This is a genomic window from Marinactinospora rubrisoli (assembly GCF_042664915.1).
GTDB lineage: Bacteria > Actinomycetota > Actinomycetes > Streptosporangiales > Streptosporangiaceae > Marinitenerispora > Marinitenerispora rubrisoli.
Genome location: NZ_JBHTBH010000008.1, coordinates 67,648 through 84,842 on the forward strand (window position 1 = coordinate 67,648; position 17,195 = coordinate 84,842).

At 74.2% G+C, this 17,195-nt stretch carries 11 protein-coding genes; 8 read left to right on the forward strand and 3 right to left on the reverse strand.

Features of this window, described 5'->3' with window-relative positions:
* Positions 1–58: 58 nt before the first annotated feature.
* A complete protein-coding gene (locus ACFQRF_RS17325; protein WP_379872148.1) occupies positions 59–1,585 on the reverse strand; it encodes an FdrA family protein in 1,527 nt (508 codons plus the stop codon).
* Between the two features lie 1,297 nt (positions 1,586–2,882).
* On the reverse strand, positions 2,883–3,674 hold the full coding sequence (locus ACFQRF_RS17330) for an oxamate carbamoyltransferase subunit AllH family protein (RefSeq protein ID WP_379872149.1): 792 nt from the start codon (positions 3,672–3,674) through the stop codon (positions 2,883–2,885).
* Positions 3,675–3,949: 275 nt separating this feature from the next.
* Between ACFQRF_RS17330 and ACFQRF_RS17335 the strand changes: the two genes are divergently transcribed.
* On the forward strand, positions 3,950–5,674 hold the full coding sequence (locus ACFQRF_RS17335) for a PucR family transcriptional regulator (RefSeq protein ID WP_379872150.1): 1,725 nt from the start codon (positions 3,950–3,952) through the stop codon (positions 5,672–5,674).
* A 1,218-nt stretch (positions 5,675–6,892) separates the two neighbouring features.
* Here the strand turns inward: ACFQRF_RS17335 and ACFQRF_RS17340 are convergent.
* Positions 6,893–7,333: a hypothetical protein gene (locus ACFQRF_RS17340; protein WP_379872151.1), complete on the reverse strand. Its 441-nt coding sequence runs from the start codon at positions 7,331–7,333 to the stop codon at positions 6,893–6,895.
* 455 nt (positions 7,334–7,788) lie between these two features.
* Between ACFQRF_RS17340 and ACFQRF_RS17345 the strand changes: the two genes are divergently transcribed.
* From ACFQRF_RS17345 to secA2, 7 genes are all read left to right on the forward strand, one after another.
* Positions 7,789–9,294: a solute carrier family 23 protein gene (locus ACFQRF_RS17345; protein WP_379872152.1), complete on the forward strand. Its 1,506-nt coding sequence runs from the start codon at positions 7,789–7,791 to the stop codon at positions 9,292–9,294.
* Between the two features lie 34 nt (positions 9,295–9,328).
* The gene (locus tag ACFQRF_RS17350) at positions 9,329–10,246 is read left to right on the forward strand and encodes an FAD binding domain-containing protein (RefSeq protein ID WP_379872153.1); all 918 of its coding nucleotides are present in this window, start codon (positions 9,329–9,331) and stop codon (positions 10,244–10,246) included.
* Entirely contained in the window at positions 10,243–10,776 is a 534-nt protein-coding gene (locus ACFQRF_RS17355; RefSeq protein WP_379872154.1) for a (2Fe-2S)-binding protein, read from the forward strand. The genes ACFQRF_RS17350 and ACFQRF_RS17355 overlap by 4 nt, the downstream gene beginning before the upstream one ends.
* Entirely contained in the window at positions 10,773–13,226 is a 2,454-nt protein-coding gene (gene cutA / locus ACFQRF_RS17360) for an aerobic carbon-monoxide dehydrogenase large subunit (protein ID WP_379872155.1), read from the forward strand. The genes ACFQRF_RS17355 and cutA overlap by 4 nt, the downstream gene beginning before the upstream one ends.
* Complete coding sequence (locus ACFQRF_RS17365; RefSeq protein ID WP_379872156.1) at positions 13,223–13,897, forward strand: SRPBCC family protein; 675 nt, start codon at positions 13,223–13,225, stop codon at positions 13,895–13,897. Before cutA ends, ACFQRF_RS17365 begins: the two co-directional genes overlap by 4 nt.
* 147 nt (positions 13,898–14,044) lie before the next feature.
* Positions 14,045–14,626, forward strand: a complete 582-nt coding sequence (locus tag ACFQRF_RS17370) for a GTP-binding protein (RefSeq protein ID WP_379872157.1) — start codon at positions 14,045–14,047, stop codon at positions 14,624–14,626.
* Positions 14,627–14,841: 215 nt separating this feature from the next.
* Positions 14,842–17,139 (forward strand): accessory Sec system translocase SecA2, encoded by a 2,298-nt coding sequence (gene secA2 / locus ACFQRF_RS17375; protein WP_379872158.1) that lies wholly within the window; start codon positions 14,842–14,844, stop codon positions 17,137–17,139.
* The last annotated feature ends 56 nt before the right edge of the window (positions 17,140–17,195 follow it).

A 17,195-nucleotide genomic window follows, 5' to 3' on the forward strand; every position in this document is an offset into this window, starting at 1 on the left:
GTCCCTTCTCGTGCGGTATCGGCGGTCGCGCGACGCGCGTCCGCCGCGCCGGACCCCATCAGCCGGTCCTCAGTAGCTCGACGGCCCGGCGAGCGGCCTCGGCGTTGCACAGGAACACCTCGGCGCCCGCCGCCGCCAGCGTCTGGGCCTGGCGGTCCGTTCCCTGCGGGTCGTCGGCCGTGCCGGTGAGCGAGACCACCACCGGCGGTGCCGATCCGGCCGCGCGGGCCGCGCGCAGTGCGGCGGCCACACCGGAGGCGGGGTCCGGGTGCGCCCCGTGCCCGCACACGACGTCGAGGAGCAGCACACCGCAGGCCGGATCGGCCAGCTCGGCGGCCAGCCGCTCGTCGCGCGGCGCCGGATCGATCATCGGGTGCGGCCGGCCGGCGGTGAGGGCGTCATCGCCGAAGTCGATGATCAGGTGCCCGTCGGACCGCAGACCGGCCCCGGGCGTCCGGCCGGGCCGGTCCGGAGGCGGGGGGATGTTGGCGGCGATGGGGCCGAGCGCGGTGGACGCGACGAGCATCGTCTCGTAAGCGAGGGTGCCGCCGCAGAACAGGCCGCGCAGCGCACCGCCCGGGCGGGCGGCGGTCGGCCGGTCGGGCGACCAACGTGGCCAGGCGGGCACGGGCCGCCCCGCCGCGGCCACCACCTCGGCCGCCGCGGCCCCGATGTCCGTCGCCGAGGCGCCGAGCAGCACGGTGTGGACGGGGGTCGTCAGGGCGGCGCACTCGGCCTCGACGGTGGCGGCGACCTCGGCGTCCGGGGGCTTGGAGAGCAGGACGATGCGTTCGGTGGCGGGGTCGGCGTCCAGGAGCCGCAGCGCCTGGCGGGTGGAGCGCCCGCCGACCGCCGCCGACAGGTCCCGGCCGCCCACCCCGAGGCAGTGGCTGATGCCGACGCCGGCCGCGTCCAGCAGGCACATGAGCTGCTGCGCGCCGGTGCCGGACGCCGCCACGATGCCCACCGGACCCGGCCGCACCGCGTTGGCGAATCCCAGTCCCGCTCCGTTGACCACGGCCGTACCGCAGTCGGGACCCATCACGAGCCGGCCGAGCCGCGCGGCGGTGTCCTTCAGCGCGATCTCGTGCGCCAGAGGAACGTTGTCGCTGAAGAGCAGCACGTCCAGGCCCGCCTCCAGCGCCTCGAACGCCTCGGCGGCGGCGTGCCGCCCGGGGACCGCGACCAGCGCCACCGTGGCCGGGTGGCCGGTCCGGGCGGCCCACTGTGCCGCGGCCCGGACGGTGCGCGGCGGATCCTCCCCGGCGGCGCCACCGCTCCCTGTGCCGGCGGCCATGGCGGCGAGTTCGGCCTCGGCGCGGAGCAGCGCCGACGCCCGGGTCTCCGCCGTGTCGGCGCGCACGGCGATGAACAGGTCGTTGGGCCCCACGTCGTCCGGCACCGCGCCGCCCATGTCGGCCAGGAGCTCCAGGTTGAGGCCGGTGGCCATGGCCAGCAGCGCGGACCGCACACCGTCCAGCGCGCCGACCGCCCGGCTGGCGCGCATGAGCGCCACGGAGTCCCGGTAGGCACCGCGCAGGACGCGGACCGTGACGGTTCCGGTGTCGAAGGTGTCAGTGGTCATGTGTGCTCCCTGTCGGCCGGGGGGAGGTGTGGGCGCGACGACGCGCCACCGATGTCGGCGGGCGCCCGCTGTGCACGCCCCCGCCGTTGTCCGAGCCCGGTCCGGTGACGCGGGGCACGGCGAGGGTCCCGCCGAACACCCGATCGCGAGAGCCGACACGGCCGCTCGGAGCCGCCGACGCACTCGCCCGCTGGCAGGGGCGGGCGTGGCCCGGCCCGCCTTCGTGCGGCCGTCCGCGTGGTCGACCGCCCGTCGAGGCCCGGCCGGGCACCATGGCGCGGCGCGGGGTGGCCGGCATCCGGGGGTATGCGGTCGCGGTTCTGGTTTTGGGGTCGTTTCGTGTCGGCCTGGTTCGGTGGTGGTCGGTGTGCCGTCGTGGGGTCGCGCCAGGGCGCGTTCGGGACGGTGGGGCGGAATGCGCCCGTTGGCGGACTTACGACGGTCCGTTCCCACGACGTGCCGCCAAGGGAGGACACGGCAACGGAGCCACGGAGGCCTTCGGCAAGCGCGCCGGTGTCCCGTGCCGCCGGGGCGCGGTCGGCGCGCGTGAGGACCGGGCTGACCGCGTGCGAGTGTCCGCGTCGCAGGCCGGCTAGGAGGCCCACTGTTGGGTGGGTCGCGACGCGGGAGGGCGGGGCGGACGACGTTCGAGCCCGGGCGAGGTTGCGGGTGGCCACGTCGTGGGTGCTGCGGATCGCTTGTGCGTCGCGACTGTTCGGATCCGGCTGGTGTGCGGTGATGGGTTCGGCTTCTCGGCCGCCGCGCGCGGTGATGCTGTCGGCGGTTGGGATTTGGGGACTCCGGCGCGGAACCGGCGGGTCGGTCGGCGAGGGATGGTCCGTCCGGGCACGGGCGGGGTTGCGGTTCGCCACGCCGTGAGTGCCGCGGATCGCTTGTGCGTCGCGACCGTCCGGATCCGGCTGGCGTTTCGTGGTCGGCCTGGCCTCTCGGCCGCCGCGCGTGGCGATGCTGTCGGCGGTTCGGTTCCTGGGACGTCGGTGTGCAGCGGGCGGGTCGGTCTGCGAGGGGCGGTCCGCCCTGGCACGCACGCCGAGGCTGAGGGTGGCCCCCAAGGCGCGGCCTGCCGCGCGCGGCGGAAGCGCGCTCTCTGGGGGGCCGGAGATGGCCCGACCTCCATGTCCTCGTGGCCGACGGTCCGCACTGGGGACGCGCGTGGTGGCGGTGCCGCTCGCCGGGTCGGGCGGCCTCGGGGTCGGCATGTCGGCGCCGTCCATTCCGGGGACGACGTCACGGCTGCGAACCGCGCCCACGCCGCTCGGTGCCGCGCGTCCTCCGCTCATCGGCCCGGCTCCCCGTGCGCGCCGCCGGGAAGCGCGCGCGCAGGTGCGGCGACGGCGAGACGCGCTCCCGCCAGCACGCCGAAGGCGAGGTCGGTCCCCGATGTGTGGCCCACCGCGCGCAGTGCCGCCAGCGCCGGGCCCACAGCGCGGTGCCCCGCGACGGCGTCCACCAGGTCGATCACCTGCGGGCATCCCTCACCGCGGACGGCGTGCTCCAGCAGGGCGGCCGACAGCGTCGTCGTCGCGCCGCTCGCGCGCCGCACGGCGCCCGCCAGCACGTCGGCGCGCCCCGGTCCGCCGAACGCGTGGAGCGCGAGCAGCGCGCCGCAGAGCAGGTCGTCGCCGCTCGGTGTGAGGCCGGGACCCCGCCCCACGAGCCGTGCGCAGGCCCGCGCCGCCCGGTGCGGGTCGTCGAGCGCGCTGCCGAGCCGCTCCGCCGTGCCGTCCGGCAGCCCGCCGGAGGCCGTGGCGAGCAGGCGGCCGAGTTCGGCGGTACCCCGGGCCAGCGCGGCCCGTCCCGCAGGGGACCGCAGCGCCGGCCGGGGCGCCGCTGGCCGCCACCACCGGCCCACTCGGACGGAAAGCGGGCCGGCAGGGCGGTCGAGGACCACGGAGAGCCGACCGACACATCCCCGCGTGGAACGGGCCACGCAAGCGAACGGCTCGGCGCTCTGCGGCTCGGCGAGGACGATCCCGTTGGGCAGCCGGACCGCGTCGCTCGTGAGCAGCGCGATCACGGCCGGCCGTGGGGCGTCCTCTATTTCAAGGTAGACCGCGGAACGGAACACGCCCAGTATCCGCGTCGGCCGAAATGGGCCGCGCACGATGTCGAGAAGTCCGGCGGCGGCCGCCCCCGGACGGTAAGGAGGGCTCCGCCGCCGGTCAGCGGCGGCCGCCCTGCCCCGCGACCGGCCGGAGACGGCCATCGCGGAAGCACCGGCGTCCCCCGCGAGGGGGTGCGGAACGCCCCGAAGCGTGGTAGGCGGGAACACGGCGCCGCCTCCCTCAGGTCCGTGGCCGGCCGTCCGAGGGATGACGTTATGTGAGCCGCTATCGTCGACCCATGGAGAACTCTGCCAATGATGCGGCTTCGGGTGCACAGGATCTGCCGAGCGCAGAACCTCAGCACGCGGCCAGCACGTTGGTGCGCGGCATCACGGTGGCGGACGCGCTCGGCCTGTCCAGTCTGGCCGGGACGACGGTGCTGGCCGGCGCCGCCGGGCTCGACCGGGTCATCCGGCGGCTCAACGTCATGGAGGTGCCCGACATCCTGCCATGGGTCAAGCCCGACGAACTGCTGCTGACCACCGGCTACCCGCTTCGCAACACCCCGCAGGGGCTGGTCGGGCTGGTCCGCGACCTCGCCGAGCGGGACCTGGCCGCCGTCGCCATCAAGCTCGGCCGGTACGTGGACGAGCTGCCCGCCGAGATGCTGCACGCCGCCGACCGGCTCCGGCTGCCGGTCCTGCGGCTCAGCGACGAGGTGGCCTTCGACGACGTGCTCAACCAGCTCCTCACCGACATCCTCAACCGGCAGGCCGCCACGCTCGCCCGCGTCGAGGAGGTGCACCGCGCCCTCGTCAACGTGGTGCTGGCCGGCGGCGGGCTGGCCGCGATCACCGGCGAACTCCCCGCGCTGCTGGACGGCGGAGTCATGGTCACCACCCCCGACGGCCGGGTGCTCGCCAGCTCCGGCGTCCCCGACGCCACCCGCACCGACCGGCGGTTCTTCGATACCTCCAGCGGCCGGTTCCACGTCGAACGCTTCAAACACGGCGTCCGGGCCCTTGACGACGAGGACGCCCGCGTGGTCCAGGTGCCCGTGCTGGCCGGCGGTCTCGACCACGGCCGGGTGGTGCTGATCAGCCGCGAGCGGCGCATCGACCCCACCGACGTCCAGGTGCTGGAACGCGCCGCCGCCACCGCCGCACTGGTCATCACCCGGGACCTCGCCGTCGCGGCGGTCGAGAGCAAGTACCAGGGCGACTTCCTGCGCGACCTGCTGACCGGCGGGGTCGGCGACCCCGCGCACGCCGTCCGGCACTGCGCCACTCTGGGCTGGGACATCGACCGTCCGCTGGTCGTCGTGGTCGCCGAACTGGACGCCGAACCGGCCACCCCCGTGCCGGCCGCGGGCGACCTGCGCCCGGCGCACGAGCGGTTCGCCAGCGCGTGGACCATGGTCGTCCGCGACCGCGACCCGCGCGCCGCCGTGGCCGGTTACAGCCAGGAGGTCGTCGCGGTCATGGGCGCCGACCGCCCCGGCGGCGGCGAGTGCCGCACCGGCGCGCTGGTGCGCTCCGTCGTCGCCCAGGTCTCCGGTGACGGCGGAGGCGGCCGGCGCCCCTTCGCCACCGGCGTCAGCAGGGTGGTCACCCGCCCGCAGGACCTCCCGGCCGCCTACCTCCAGGCCAAGCAGGCGGCGCGCGTCGGCCGCCAGATCCACGGCGTGGGCGCGGTGGCGGACTTCGACGACCTCGGCGTCTACCGGCTGATCAGCCTGGTCCCCGACAGCGCCGAACTCCGGTCCTTCACCGAGGAGACCCTGGGCGCGCTCGCGGCCTCCGGCGACCCCGAGGCCGACGACCTGCGCGGCACGCTGGAGGTGCTGCTCGACAACAACCTCAACGTCGCGGAGACGGCGCGGGTCCTGCACTTCCACTACAACACGCTGCGGTACCGCATCGGGAAGCTGGAGCGGATGCTCGGCCCGTTCACCACCGACCCGAACCTGCGGCTGGACCTGATGGTGGCGTTGCGGGTGCTGCGGATGCGGGGACTGCGCTGACCGCGTAGCCGGGCGAGCCCGCACGTCGTCCGTCGCACCGTCGTCGGCGAAGTCGTCACGGGCGAGTCGGCCGACGGCCGCCGCGAGGAAGCCCGCGTGCCGGATCGGATCCGGGAGTGGGCGCAGCAGGCTCGCGGATCGTGGACCTGCCGAATGCGGCCGTGACGCGCGGCAGCGGGGCCATCCGTTGAGAAGCGCGGCGCAGCGGCTCCTCGTCGGCTTCGGACGAGATCGAGAAGCCTCGCCCCCCCAGTCCTGTCACGGGGTCACGGGGCATCATCGAGGACACCCGCGAAGGAGCCGCGGGAGGCGCCGGTCGTGGTGCGGCGCTCGCGGTCCGGCGCGCGGCTGTTGAGCACGCGCGAGGTCGGCTTCCAGCCTGCTGGGACCCGAACGCGCCGTCGGGGGATGACCACACGTGCCCGTCCCGTCGGGGGTCGGTACGGGGCCGGGACGGTGTCGGCGCTGGGGGTTCTCAGGTGACGGGCCGACGCTTCCGTGGCGGTGATCCGGACCCCCGGTCGGCGCGGTCGGCGAGGCGGCCCGGAGGCGGGGCTGCGTCCATGTCCGGTGTCAGGACGGGGCAGCAGGCGTCGCACCGCGCGCGGGCACGGCCGCGTGCCACTCCGTTTTCAACATGCGCTCTTCATGGGCGCCGGGGCAGCGGCCCCGGCCTTTCCCGACGAGCGCGGCCCTCGCGATGGATCACGCTGCCGAAGTCACTGGGCCCAGGCCGGTCGGGGCGATCGACATATCGCCGGTCCGTTCCCCGGCGTCCCGGCTCCAGACGATGCGTCGGCCCCTTCAGCAGCTTGACGGCCCCGGTGATAGCACTGCGGCCAGAGAGCAGTGCCGCGTTCAACGAGGCGATCGACTGATCGAGCGGATCGCCCATCAGCCGGTAGGCGAGCAGGCCGCCGGTCGCCGGAGGAACGCCGTATCCGCGGCGTAGCAGCGGCCGACCCGGTCGGCGTGGAGCGGGGTTCATCCCCGCGCCTGCGGGGCCGATACCTGCCCACCTGCGACGACTCCGCCAGTGATCGATCTGCTACTTCAGAACGGGTCAGAACCCTACGCCGCCCAGTCGATCCACCAGAACCCCGCGAACCGCCCGGCCATCAAGCGTTGTAGTGCCCACAGTTCGGACACGTCCGTACCCCCGCGTTCAGCACCTCCCCGCACGCGTTGCACAACCGCACGACCGGCTTGCCGTGCTTGCTAGCCAACGGCCACCCCCTCCGCCAAGCCGTCCAGGACGTCGTCCAGGACACGCGCCCGTTCCTCCTGGGACAGGTCGGCCAGTGCCTCCAGCACGTGTTCGCTCTCCACCCGGTTGCCGTGCCGGCCCCGGACCACGCAGACCGTCAGGCACTCCCGGGTCCCCGCGTTGAGGTGGCGCCGCTCCTCCGGGGTGATCAGTTCCGCGGCGAGCGCCGGGTACGTCGGCGGGTGGCGCTTGTCGCGGCAGCGGCGGACGGTCTGGCGGACCCACTCCTGCCACAGGGCGTCGAACATCCCGCCGGACGCGAGGTCGGCCAGCGCCTCCCGTTCACCCTCTCGCGTGCATTCCCGGCAGTAGGCCAGTTCGGCGCGCAGCAGCCATCGGGCGCGCGGGTGGCGCATCTCGATGTCGAGCTTGGTGGGGTGCCTGTGTCCCATGCGTTTCAGCGTAAGTGGCCTGGTGGCCGCCGTGCAGGGCGATGGCCGGAACCGGGCGGGGCCACCCCGACGTTCGGCGCCCCCACGGGTCCCCTTCCAGGTCGGGGACGGCAGACTGATCGGTAATCCACGAGTAACCCCGGCGCGACGGTGGCGTCACACCGCTGTGCCGGACTTGGGGACGTGCGTGTCGGGTGGCGCGACGCGCACGGTGCTGGTCCGGCTCGCGGCCCTGCGGCGGATTGGTGGCACTGCACAACCGGACGGGGTCCGTTCGGCAGGTGTCGCCGGTGCTGCGGGCTTCGATCGCTCCTTAGGGTGTGCCGCATCCTGCGCGGCGGTGCCCGCCGCCGTGCGATCGGCGACCGCCGGCCGGTCCACCACCGGGCAGCGCCCAGTCGCGCCACACGCGATCTTCGGGGCAGTCCGAGCGGCTGCGGAGCAGGAGGAACCGGATGAAACCGGCGTTCGGCTGGAAGCTCTACGGGGACGGCGGTGCTCCGCCGCCGGGCGAGGCGGTGCGGCCCGACGAGCGGCTGTCCTGGGGGCGGACCATCGGCCTGGGCGCCCAGCACGTGGTGGCCATGTTCGGCGCCACCTTCGTGTTCCCGGTGATCATGGGCCTGGACCCCAACCTCGCCATCATGATGTCGGGTGTTGCCACGATCCTGTTCCTGCTGATCGTCAACGGCCGGGTACCGAGCTACCTCGGCACCAGCGCGTCGTTCGTCGGCGCCGTCGCCACCATCCGCGCCGCCGGTGGGGACACGGCCACCGTCACCGGCGCGGTGCTGGTGGCCGGCCTGGTGCTGGCGGCCAGCGGGCTGATCATCCACCTCGTCGGCGCGCGGCTGATCCTGCGGCTGTTCCCGCCCGCGGTCACCGGCGCGGTGGTCATGCTGATCGGCTTCAACCTGGCTCCCGTGGTCGCGAACAACTACTGGCCCTACGACCAGTGGGTCGGTCTGCTCACGATGGTCTTCGTCGTCCTGGCGACCGTGCTGTTCCGCGGCTTCCTCGGGCGCCTGGCCGTCCTGCTCGGGCTGGCGTTCGGCTTCGCGCTCTCCTGGGTGCTCGACATCGCCGCCGGCCCGGCCACGGTCCCCGGCCCGGAGGCGGGCAGCACGGTCTCGGCGCTGCGGGTGGATCTCGCCGAGGTGGCGGCGGCCCCGTGGATCGGCCTGCCGACCTTCCACGCCCCGGAGTTCTCCACGTCGGCGATCCTTGTCGCACTACCGGCCGTCATCGCGCTCATCGCCGAGAACGCCGGCCACGTCAAGGCCGTCGAGGAGATGACCGGCGAGCCGCTCGACCCGTACATGGGGCGCGCCATCCTCGCCGATGGGGTGGCGACCGCGGTGTCCAGCTCGGTCGGCGGCGCCCCGACCACCACCTACGCCGAGAACATCGGGGTCATGGCCGCGACCCGGGTCTACTCCACGGCCGCGTACTACGTGGCGGCGATCGTGGCCATCCTGTTCGGCTTCTGCCCCAAGTTCGGCGCCCTCATCGCCGCCACCCCGGAGGGCGTGTTGGGCGGGATCAGCGTGGTCCTCTACGGGATGATCGGCCTGCTGGGCGCGAAGATCTGGCTGGAGAACCGGGTCGACCTCGCCAACCCGGTCGTCCTGGTGCCGGTGTCGGCGGGCCTGGTCGCGGGTATCGGTGGCGTACGGCTGGCCATCACCGACGATTTCGTGATCGAGGGCATCGCGCTGGGCACGCTGATCGTGATCGCCGGCTACCACGCGCTGCACCGGCTCGCACCCCCGCAACTGCGCCCGGGGGCGTCCCCGGCCGGTGACAGGGCGGGGGACGCGGCGGAGGAGCAGGGCACCGGCCAGGCCGCCCTGGCCACGGCGTCCCCGGCCGACGGGAGCGGAGAGGAGCGTCAGCGGCTGCGGAGGGAGAGCGAAGAGCCCGAGCCGCCGCGGAGCGGGGAGCCGCCTCGGTCCACCTGACCACCGAACGCCAGCGTGAGGAGTCCCGAGCCCAGTGAAACCACCGGCCTTCCGCTACCACGCCCCCGCGTCGCTCGCCGAGGCGCTCGCCACGCTGGCCGAGGCCGGGACACGCGGCAAGGTCCTGGCCGGCGGGCAGAGCCTCATCCCGCTGATGAACATGCGGCTCGCCGCCCCCGAGCACATCGTGGACATCAACGGAGTGCCCGGCCTCGCCGAGGTGACCGTCGACGCCGGGGGCGTGCGGATCGGCGCACTGGTCCGGCACGCCCGCCTGGAGGCCGATGACGCCGCGGCGGCCGCCGTCCCGCTGCTCCGCCAGGGGGTACGGCTGGTCGCCCACCCGGTCATCCGCAACCGCGGCACGACCGTCGGCAGCCTCGCGCACGCCGACCCCTCGGCCGAGATGCCGGCCGTGCTCGCGCTGCTCGGCGGATCGGTCGTGGCGGCCGGCGCGTCCGGGCGGCGCACGGTTCCGGCCGCCGACTTCTTCACCGGCCCCATGGAGAGCTGCCTGCGCCCGGAGGAGCTGGCGGTGTCCGCCTACTTCCCGCGACAGGCCCCCGGCACCGGCAGCGCGTTCGTCGAGGTGGCGCGCCGGAGCGGCGACTACGCCCTGTGCGGGGTCGCCGCGCTCGTCACCCTGGACGCCGACCTGCGGATCACCGCCGCCCGCGCCGCCTATCTGTCGATGGCGCCGACCCCGGTCGTCCTCGACCTCACCGACGCGGTGGCCGGCCGAACACCGGACACCGCCGACCCGGCCGCCGCCGGCCGGCTCGCCGCCGGGCGCCTGGAGCCGGAGGACGACATCCACGCCACCGCCGAGTACCGCGCCCACCTCGCGGGTGTGCTCACCGCCCGCGCGCTGCGCGCCGCCGCCCGGGACGCCCTGGACCGGTTCGGGGCGGCGTCCGACCCCCACCCCGCCGACTCCGGGAGCGGCCGATGACCGAGGAGACCCACGAGATCCGGCTGCACGTGAACGGCGTCCCGCACACCGCCGTCGTCCCCGCCCGCCGCCTGCTCTCGGACTGCCTGCGCCACGATCTCGGCCTCACCGGCACGCACGTCGGCTGCGAGCACGGCGTGTGCGGGGCGTGCACCGTGCGCCTCGACGGCCGCCCGGTGCGGTCCTGCCTGATGTTCGCGGTCGGTGCGCAGGGCCACCACATCACCACCGTCGAGGGCATGGCGGCGGCCGACGGCACCCCGCACCCCGTCCAGCGCGCCTTCCGCGAATGCCACGGGCTGCAGTGCGGATTCTGCACGCCCGGCTTCCTCGCCGTCGTCGCGGCGTTCGTGGAGGAGAACCCCGACCCGACGGAGGAGCAGGCCCGCGAGGCCGTCGGCGGCAACCTGTGCCGCTGCACCGGATACCAGAACATCGTCCGGTCGGTGCTGCGCGCCGCCGAACTCGCCCGTGAGCACCCGGACCCACCGGACGGCTCCGGAGCCGCCGCGGCGGGAGGCCGGCCGTGACCGGCAAGCTGTTCGGCGCGCGGATCCCGCGCACCGAGGACGAGCGGCTGGTGGCCGGCCGCGGCCGTTACCTCGACGACCTCGGGGCCGGGGCGCACGCCGCCGCGTTCGTCCGCAGCCCGCACGCGCACGCCCGCATCCTCGACGTCGACGTCACCGACGCCCTCGACGTCGACGGGCTCGTCGCCGTGTACACCCACGACGACCTCACCGGCCCCATGGCCGAGCCGCTCCCGCTGCTCATCCCGCACCCCGCCATCCGCGACGGCCGCACGCCATACGCGCTGGCCCGCGAGTACGTGCACCATGTCGGCGAACCGGTGGCCATGGTGGTGGCCCGGGACCGGTACGTCGCCGAGGACGCGGTCGAGCGCATCCGGGTCGACTACGAGGTGCTGCCCGCGGTGGTCGGCGTCGAGGCGGCCCGCCGCGCGGACCACGTCGTGCACTCCGGTATGCCGGACAACGTCGCGGCCCGCCTCCTCCAGGAGGTGGGCGACGCCCCGGCCGCGATCGCCGCCGCCCCGCACACCCTGGAGCTGGACCTGGAGATCGAGCGCTCCGCGTGCACCCCGCTAGAGGGGCGCGGGGTCTACGCCCGATGGGACGCCGCCGACGCCATGCTGCGGATGTACAGCTCCACCCAGACCGCCTCGGGCGTTCGTGCCGCCGTCGCCGCCAAGCTGGGACTGCAGCTCGGCCAGGTCGAGGTGGTGGTCCCCGACGTGGGCGGCGGCTTCGGCGTCAAGATCATGCACCCGTGGCCCGAGGAGCTGATGGTGCCCTGGGCGGCCCGGGTGCTCGGCCACGACGTCAGGTGGACGGAGGACCGCCGCGAGCACTTCGTGGCCGCGGCGCACGAGCGCGGTCAGCTCCAGCGGGTGCGGGTCGGGTTCGATGACGACGGCCGGCTGCTCGGTCTGGACGTGCGCATCTGGCACGACAACGGCGCCTACCTCCCCTACGGCGTGATCGTGCCGCTGGTGACCGCCACCCAGTTGCTCGGCCCGTACAAGCCCGGGGCCTACCGGGTGGAGTTCGACAGCCTGTACACCACCACGGTGATCGTGAGCCCCTACCGCGGCGCCGGGCGGCCACAGGGCGTGTACGCCATGGAGCGCACCATGGACGCCATCGCCGACCGCCTCGGCCTGGACCGGGCCCGCGTGCGGGCGGCCAACCTGATCCAGCCCGACGAGATGCCCTACGACCAGGGGCTGCTGTTCCAGGACGGCCGGCCGCTCCGCTACGACTCCGGCGACTACCCCGCCGCGCTCACCGCGGCGTGCGAGCTCGTCGGCTGGGACGACTTCCCCGGCTACCGCGAGCGCGCCCGCGCCGAGGGGCGCCGGGTCGGCATCGGGCTCGCGTGCTACGTGGAGGGCACCGGCCCAGGTCCCTACGAGGGCGGGCACGTCCAGGTGGAGACGAGCGGCCGGGTGCGGGTGGCCACCGGGCTGACCAGCCAGGGGCAGGGCCACCAGACCATCCTCGCCCAGATCGTCGCCGACGAACTCGGCGTTCCGATGTCCGACATCTCCGTCACCACGGGTGACACCCGCCGGATGCCGTACTCGGTGGGCACCTTCGCCTCGCGCGGTGCGGTGATGAGCGGCAGCGCGGTCGCCCTGGCCGCGCGCCGGCTGCGCGAGAAGGCGCTGCGCATCGCGGGCGATGCCCTGGAGGCCGACCCCGACGACCTGGAGATCGTCGGCGGCCGGGTCCGCGTCAAGGGCAGCCCCGCCTCCGGCATCGACCTGGGCACCGTCGCCGTGCTGGCCAACCCGCTGCGGTACGCGTTCGACGAGGCGTCCCGCGCCGCCACGCAGTTCGGCGGACCGGCCGACTTCGACCGCCCGCCGGTCGCCCCCGGCGACGCTCCCGGGCTGGAGGGCACCGACTTCTATTCGCCGTTGCGCTGCACGTTCGCCAACGGCGTGCACGCCGCCATCGTCGAGACCGACCCCGAGACCGCCGAGATCCGGGTCCTGCGGTACTGCGTCGTCCACGACTGCGGCCGGCTCGTCAACCCCCTCATCGTCGAGGGGCAGATCCACGGGGGAGTGGCCCAGGGCGTGGCCGGCGCGCTGTACGAGCGCATGGCTTATGACTCCGACGGGCAACTGCTCAACGCCTCCTTCATGGACTTCCTGATGCCCTACGCCAGCGAGGTGCCCGCCGTCGAGATCGACCACCTGGAGACCCCGAGCCCCCTCAACCCGCTCGGCATCAAGGGCGCCGGGGAGGCCGGCGTCATCCCGGGCGCGGCGGTCATCGCGGCCGCCGTCGAGGACGCCGAGGGCTTCCCGATCACCCGCATGCCGATCTCACCATCGGAACTGTTCCACCTGCGCCGCCGGTTCGCGGCCGGCGAGATCCCGCCCCTGCACGGCCGGCGACCCCCGGTCCCGCCCGCGCCGCGCCCGTCCGGACAGGAGAGCCGACCATGAAGGTGACCGGCAGCACCACCCTGAACGCGGCCCCGGAACGGGTCTGGGCCGCGATGCTGGACCCCGACGTGCTCGCCCGCACCATCCCGGGATGCGAGCGGCTGGAACGCACCGGGACGGACCGCTACCGCGGCACCGTCAGCGCGGGCGTGGCCTCGATCAAGGGCACCTTCGTCGGCGACGTCGAGCTCACCGACCTGGAGCCGCCCGCGGCGCTCGTCCTGCGCGCCTCGGGCGCCGGAGCGCCCGGCACGGTGCGGGCCGACGTCACGGTGCGGCTCACCGACCTCGGCGACGGCCGGACCGAACTCGGTTACGACGCCGACGCCGTGGTGGGCGGCATGGTCGGCGGAGTGGGGCAGCGAGTGCTCACCGCCGTGGCCCGCCGCACCGCGGCGGAGTTCTTCGACCGGCTCGCCGCGGAACTCGCGGGTGCGCCGTCCGCCGCGCCCGAACCGGCTCCGCCGCGGCACGCCGCCCCGCGTCCGCCCGAACCCGTGGGCGCCCCGGCCGGCCCGCCGCCGCCCGGCCCCGCGGGGATCGACCCGGGCGACGCCGCGGGGTACTTCGCCGGTGGCGTGGTCCTCGGCGCGGCGGCGGCGCTCGCGGGCGTGATCGTGGGGGCGCTGGCGGCCCGCAACGCGGGCCGGGGCGGTCCGCGAGCTGGATAGGATGGAGCGGCCTGGTACCACGCTCCCCATCCGCACCGCCACGGAGCGCAGCGCGTCGATGCTAGGTTCGCTTGGTGGTACCCCCCTTCACCGCGCGCCCCTGCCGGCGGCGTGCGGCAGAGCCCGTGTCGCGAGGACAACAGACGAGTGAACGACTCCCCGAAGCTCTCCACCAAGATCATCGTCGCCGGCGGATTCGGCGTCGGAAAGACGACGTTCGTGGGAGCGGTCTCCGAGATTCCCCCCGTACGCACCGAGGCCGCGGTGACCGCCGCCAGCACCGGCATCGACGACCTCTCCAAGACCCCCGACAAGACGAGCACGACCGTGGCCATGGACTTCGGCCGCATCTCGCTCGACACCGACCTCACCCTCTACCTGTTCGGAACCCCGGGGCAGCAGCGGTTCTGGTTCATGTGGGACGACCTGGTCCGCGGTGCGCTCGGCGCGGTCATCCTCGTCGACACCCGGCGCCTGGAGGACTGCTTCCAGGCGATCGACTACTTCGAGAAGCAGTACCGGCTGCCGTTCCTGATCGCCGTGAACGCGTTCGCCGACGACCACCAGTACTCGGCGGAGGAACTGCGCGACGCGCTCGACCTCGGGGTCGAAGTGCCCATCGTGTGGTGCGACGCCCGGCAGCGTGAGTCGGTGGCGCAGGTTCTCATCCACCTCGTCAAGCACGCCATCGCGGTGGAGGCCCGCCAGCGCCACCAGCTCGTGCACTAGCGGGCGGCACCCTCCGCCGGAACGCGCTCCGTTTCCGGCATGGCCGGTACCGGTCCGGGCCGGCAGGCGCGGGCGTGTCACCACCGTCCGCCTGCGCGGACACGCCGCCACCAGGCGCCGATACGGGCGCCGCGCAACGCCGTGCGCCGAATCGTGACGGTCCGGCGGAACCGCTCCCGGCCGCGTGACGTTACCCTGGCGTGGTGTTCGGACGAATGGCCGAGAGTGTCCGCCGGGTCCTCGGGAAGCCCGGCTCGGTGGACGTGCGGCGCTATACGAAGCTGCTGAAGGCGGTCGGCGAGCGGGAGACCGCGCTGCGTGAGCTCAGCGACGCCGAGCTCACCGAGCGGGCGGCCGAGCTCGGCAACGCCGAGGGACCCTACGACCGCACCGACCTCGCCGAGCTGTGCGCCGTGGGGCGCGAGGCCGCCCGGCGGGCGCTCGGCGAGCGCCCGTTCGACGTCCAGCTGGTCGGCGTCATGGCGCTGCTGGACGGCCACGTGGCGGAGATGGCCACCGGCGAGGGCAAGACGCTCGCCGGCGCCCTCGCCGCCGCCGGGTTCGCCCTGCGCGGCCGGCGGGTGCACGTGCTCAGCGTCAACGACTACCTGGCACGGCGCGACGCCGAGTGGATGCGGCCGCTCTACGACCTGCTCGGGGTGGCCGTGGCGTGGATCGGCCAGGAGTCCACCCGCGAGGAGCGCGCCGTCGCCTACACCGCCGACATCACCTACGCGTCGGTCAGTGAGCTGGGCTTCGACGTGCTGCGCGACCGCCTGGTGACCGATGCCGGGGATCGAGTGGTAGCCGAGCCCGACGTCGCCCTCATCGACGAGGCCGACTCGGTGCTCGTCGACGAGGCCCGGGTTCCGCTCGTGCTCGCCGGCGCGGCCGAGGCGGCCGAGGCGGACCTGGAGATGGCCGAGCTCGTCCGGAGACTGCGGCCGAAGATCCACTACGAGGTCGACGGCGAGGGCCGCAACGTCCAGCTCACCGAGAGCGGGATCGACCTGGTCGAACGCGAACTCGGCGGCATCGACCTCTACTCCGAGGAGGACACCTCCGTCCTCCCGCGTGTCAACCTGGCGCTGCACGCGCACGCGCTGCTGCAGCGCGACGTGCACTACGTGGTGCGCGACGGCGAGGTCCGGCTGATCAACGAGTCGCGCGGGCGCATCGCGCTCCTGCAGCGCTGGCCGGACGGTCTGCAGGCCGCGGTGGAGGCCAAGGAGAAGGTCGCGGTCAGCGAGACCGGGGAGATTTTCGACTCCATCACCGTGCAGGCGCTCGTACTGCGCTACCCGACCCGCTGCGGCATGACCGGCACCGCCATGGCCGTGGCCGAGCAGCTCCGCGAGTTCTACGAGCTGGAGGTCGCGGTCGTTCCGCCGAACAAGCCGTGCGTGCGGGTCGACGAGGAGGACCGGCTGTACGCCACTCCGGAGGACAAGGAGGACGCCCTGATCGAGGAGGTCGGCACCGTGCACGCCACGGGCCGCCCCATCCTCATCGGCACCCAGGACGTCGCCGAGTCCGAACGGCTCGCCAAACGGCTGGCCGACGCCGGCCTGGAGTGCGTGGTCCTGAACGCCAAGAACGACGCCGACGAAGCGGCCGTGATCGCCGAGGCGGGCACGTACGGCGCCATCACGGTGTCCACCCAGATGGCCGGGCGCGGCACCGACATCCGGCTCGGCGGCAGCGACATGGCCGACCGCGAGCGGGTGGTGGAGACCGGCGGCCTCTACGTCATGGGCTACGGCCGTTACCCGAGCAGCCGGCTCGACGACCAGTTGCGCGGCCGCGCCGGGCGCCAGGGAGACCCGGGCAGCTCCATCTTCTTCGTCAGCGTCGAGGACGAGCTCATCGCGGCCAACGCGCCCGAGGCCCGCCACGCCGATGTCACCGCCGAGGGCGAGATCACCGACTCCGCCTGGCGTGCCACGGTCGACCACGCCCAGCGCGTGGCCGAAGGGCAGCTCCTGGAGCTGCACCGCAACACCTGGCGGTACAACCAGCTCATCGACGTGCAGCGCGGCGTGGTCCTGGAGTACCGCCAGTTCGTGCTCGCCGACGGGCTGGGCGACCGGCAGCTGGCCGTGGACTGCGCCGAGAAGCACGCCGAACTGGTCGAGGCGGTCGGCGAGGAGGAGGTCGCACGGGCGGCCAAGCTCATCACCCTGTACCACCTGGACCGGGGCTGGACCGACCACAACGCCTTCCTCGCCGACCTGCGCGAGGGCATCCACCTGCGCTTTCTCGGCCGCCGCAACCCTCTCGACGAGTTCAACCGCGACGCCGTGCCGGCCTTCACGGGCTTCCTCGAGGAGGCCCGGGCCCGCGCCGCGGAGACGTTCGAGGCGCTGGAACCGCAGGACGGCCGGCTGGACGTCGAGGTGGCCGGCGTGAAGCGCCCGCACACCACGTGGACGTACATGGTGCACGAGCACCCGTTCAGCACGGAGTTCGAGAGCGTCGTGGGGCGGGTGAAGAACGTCCTCGGCCAGCGCTAGGGCGTGTCCGGGAACCCGGTCATGTAGCGATGAACCGCATCAAGACGGCATACGGG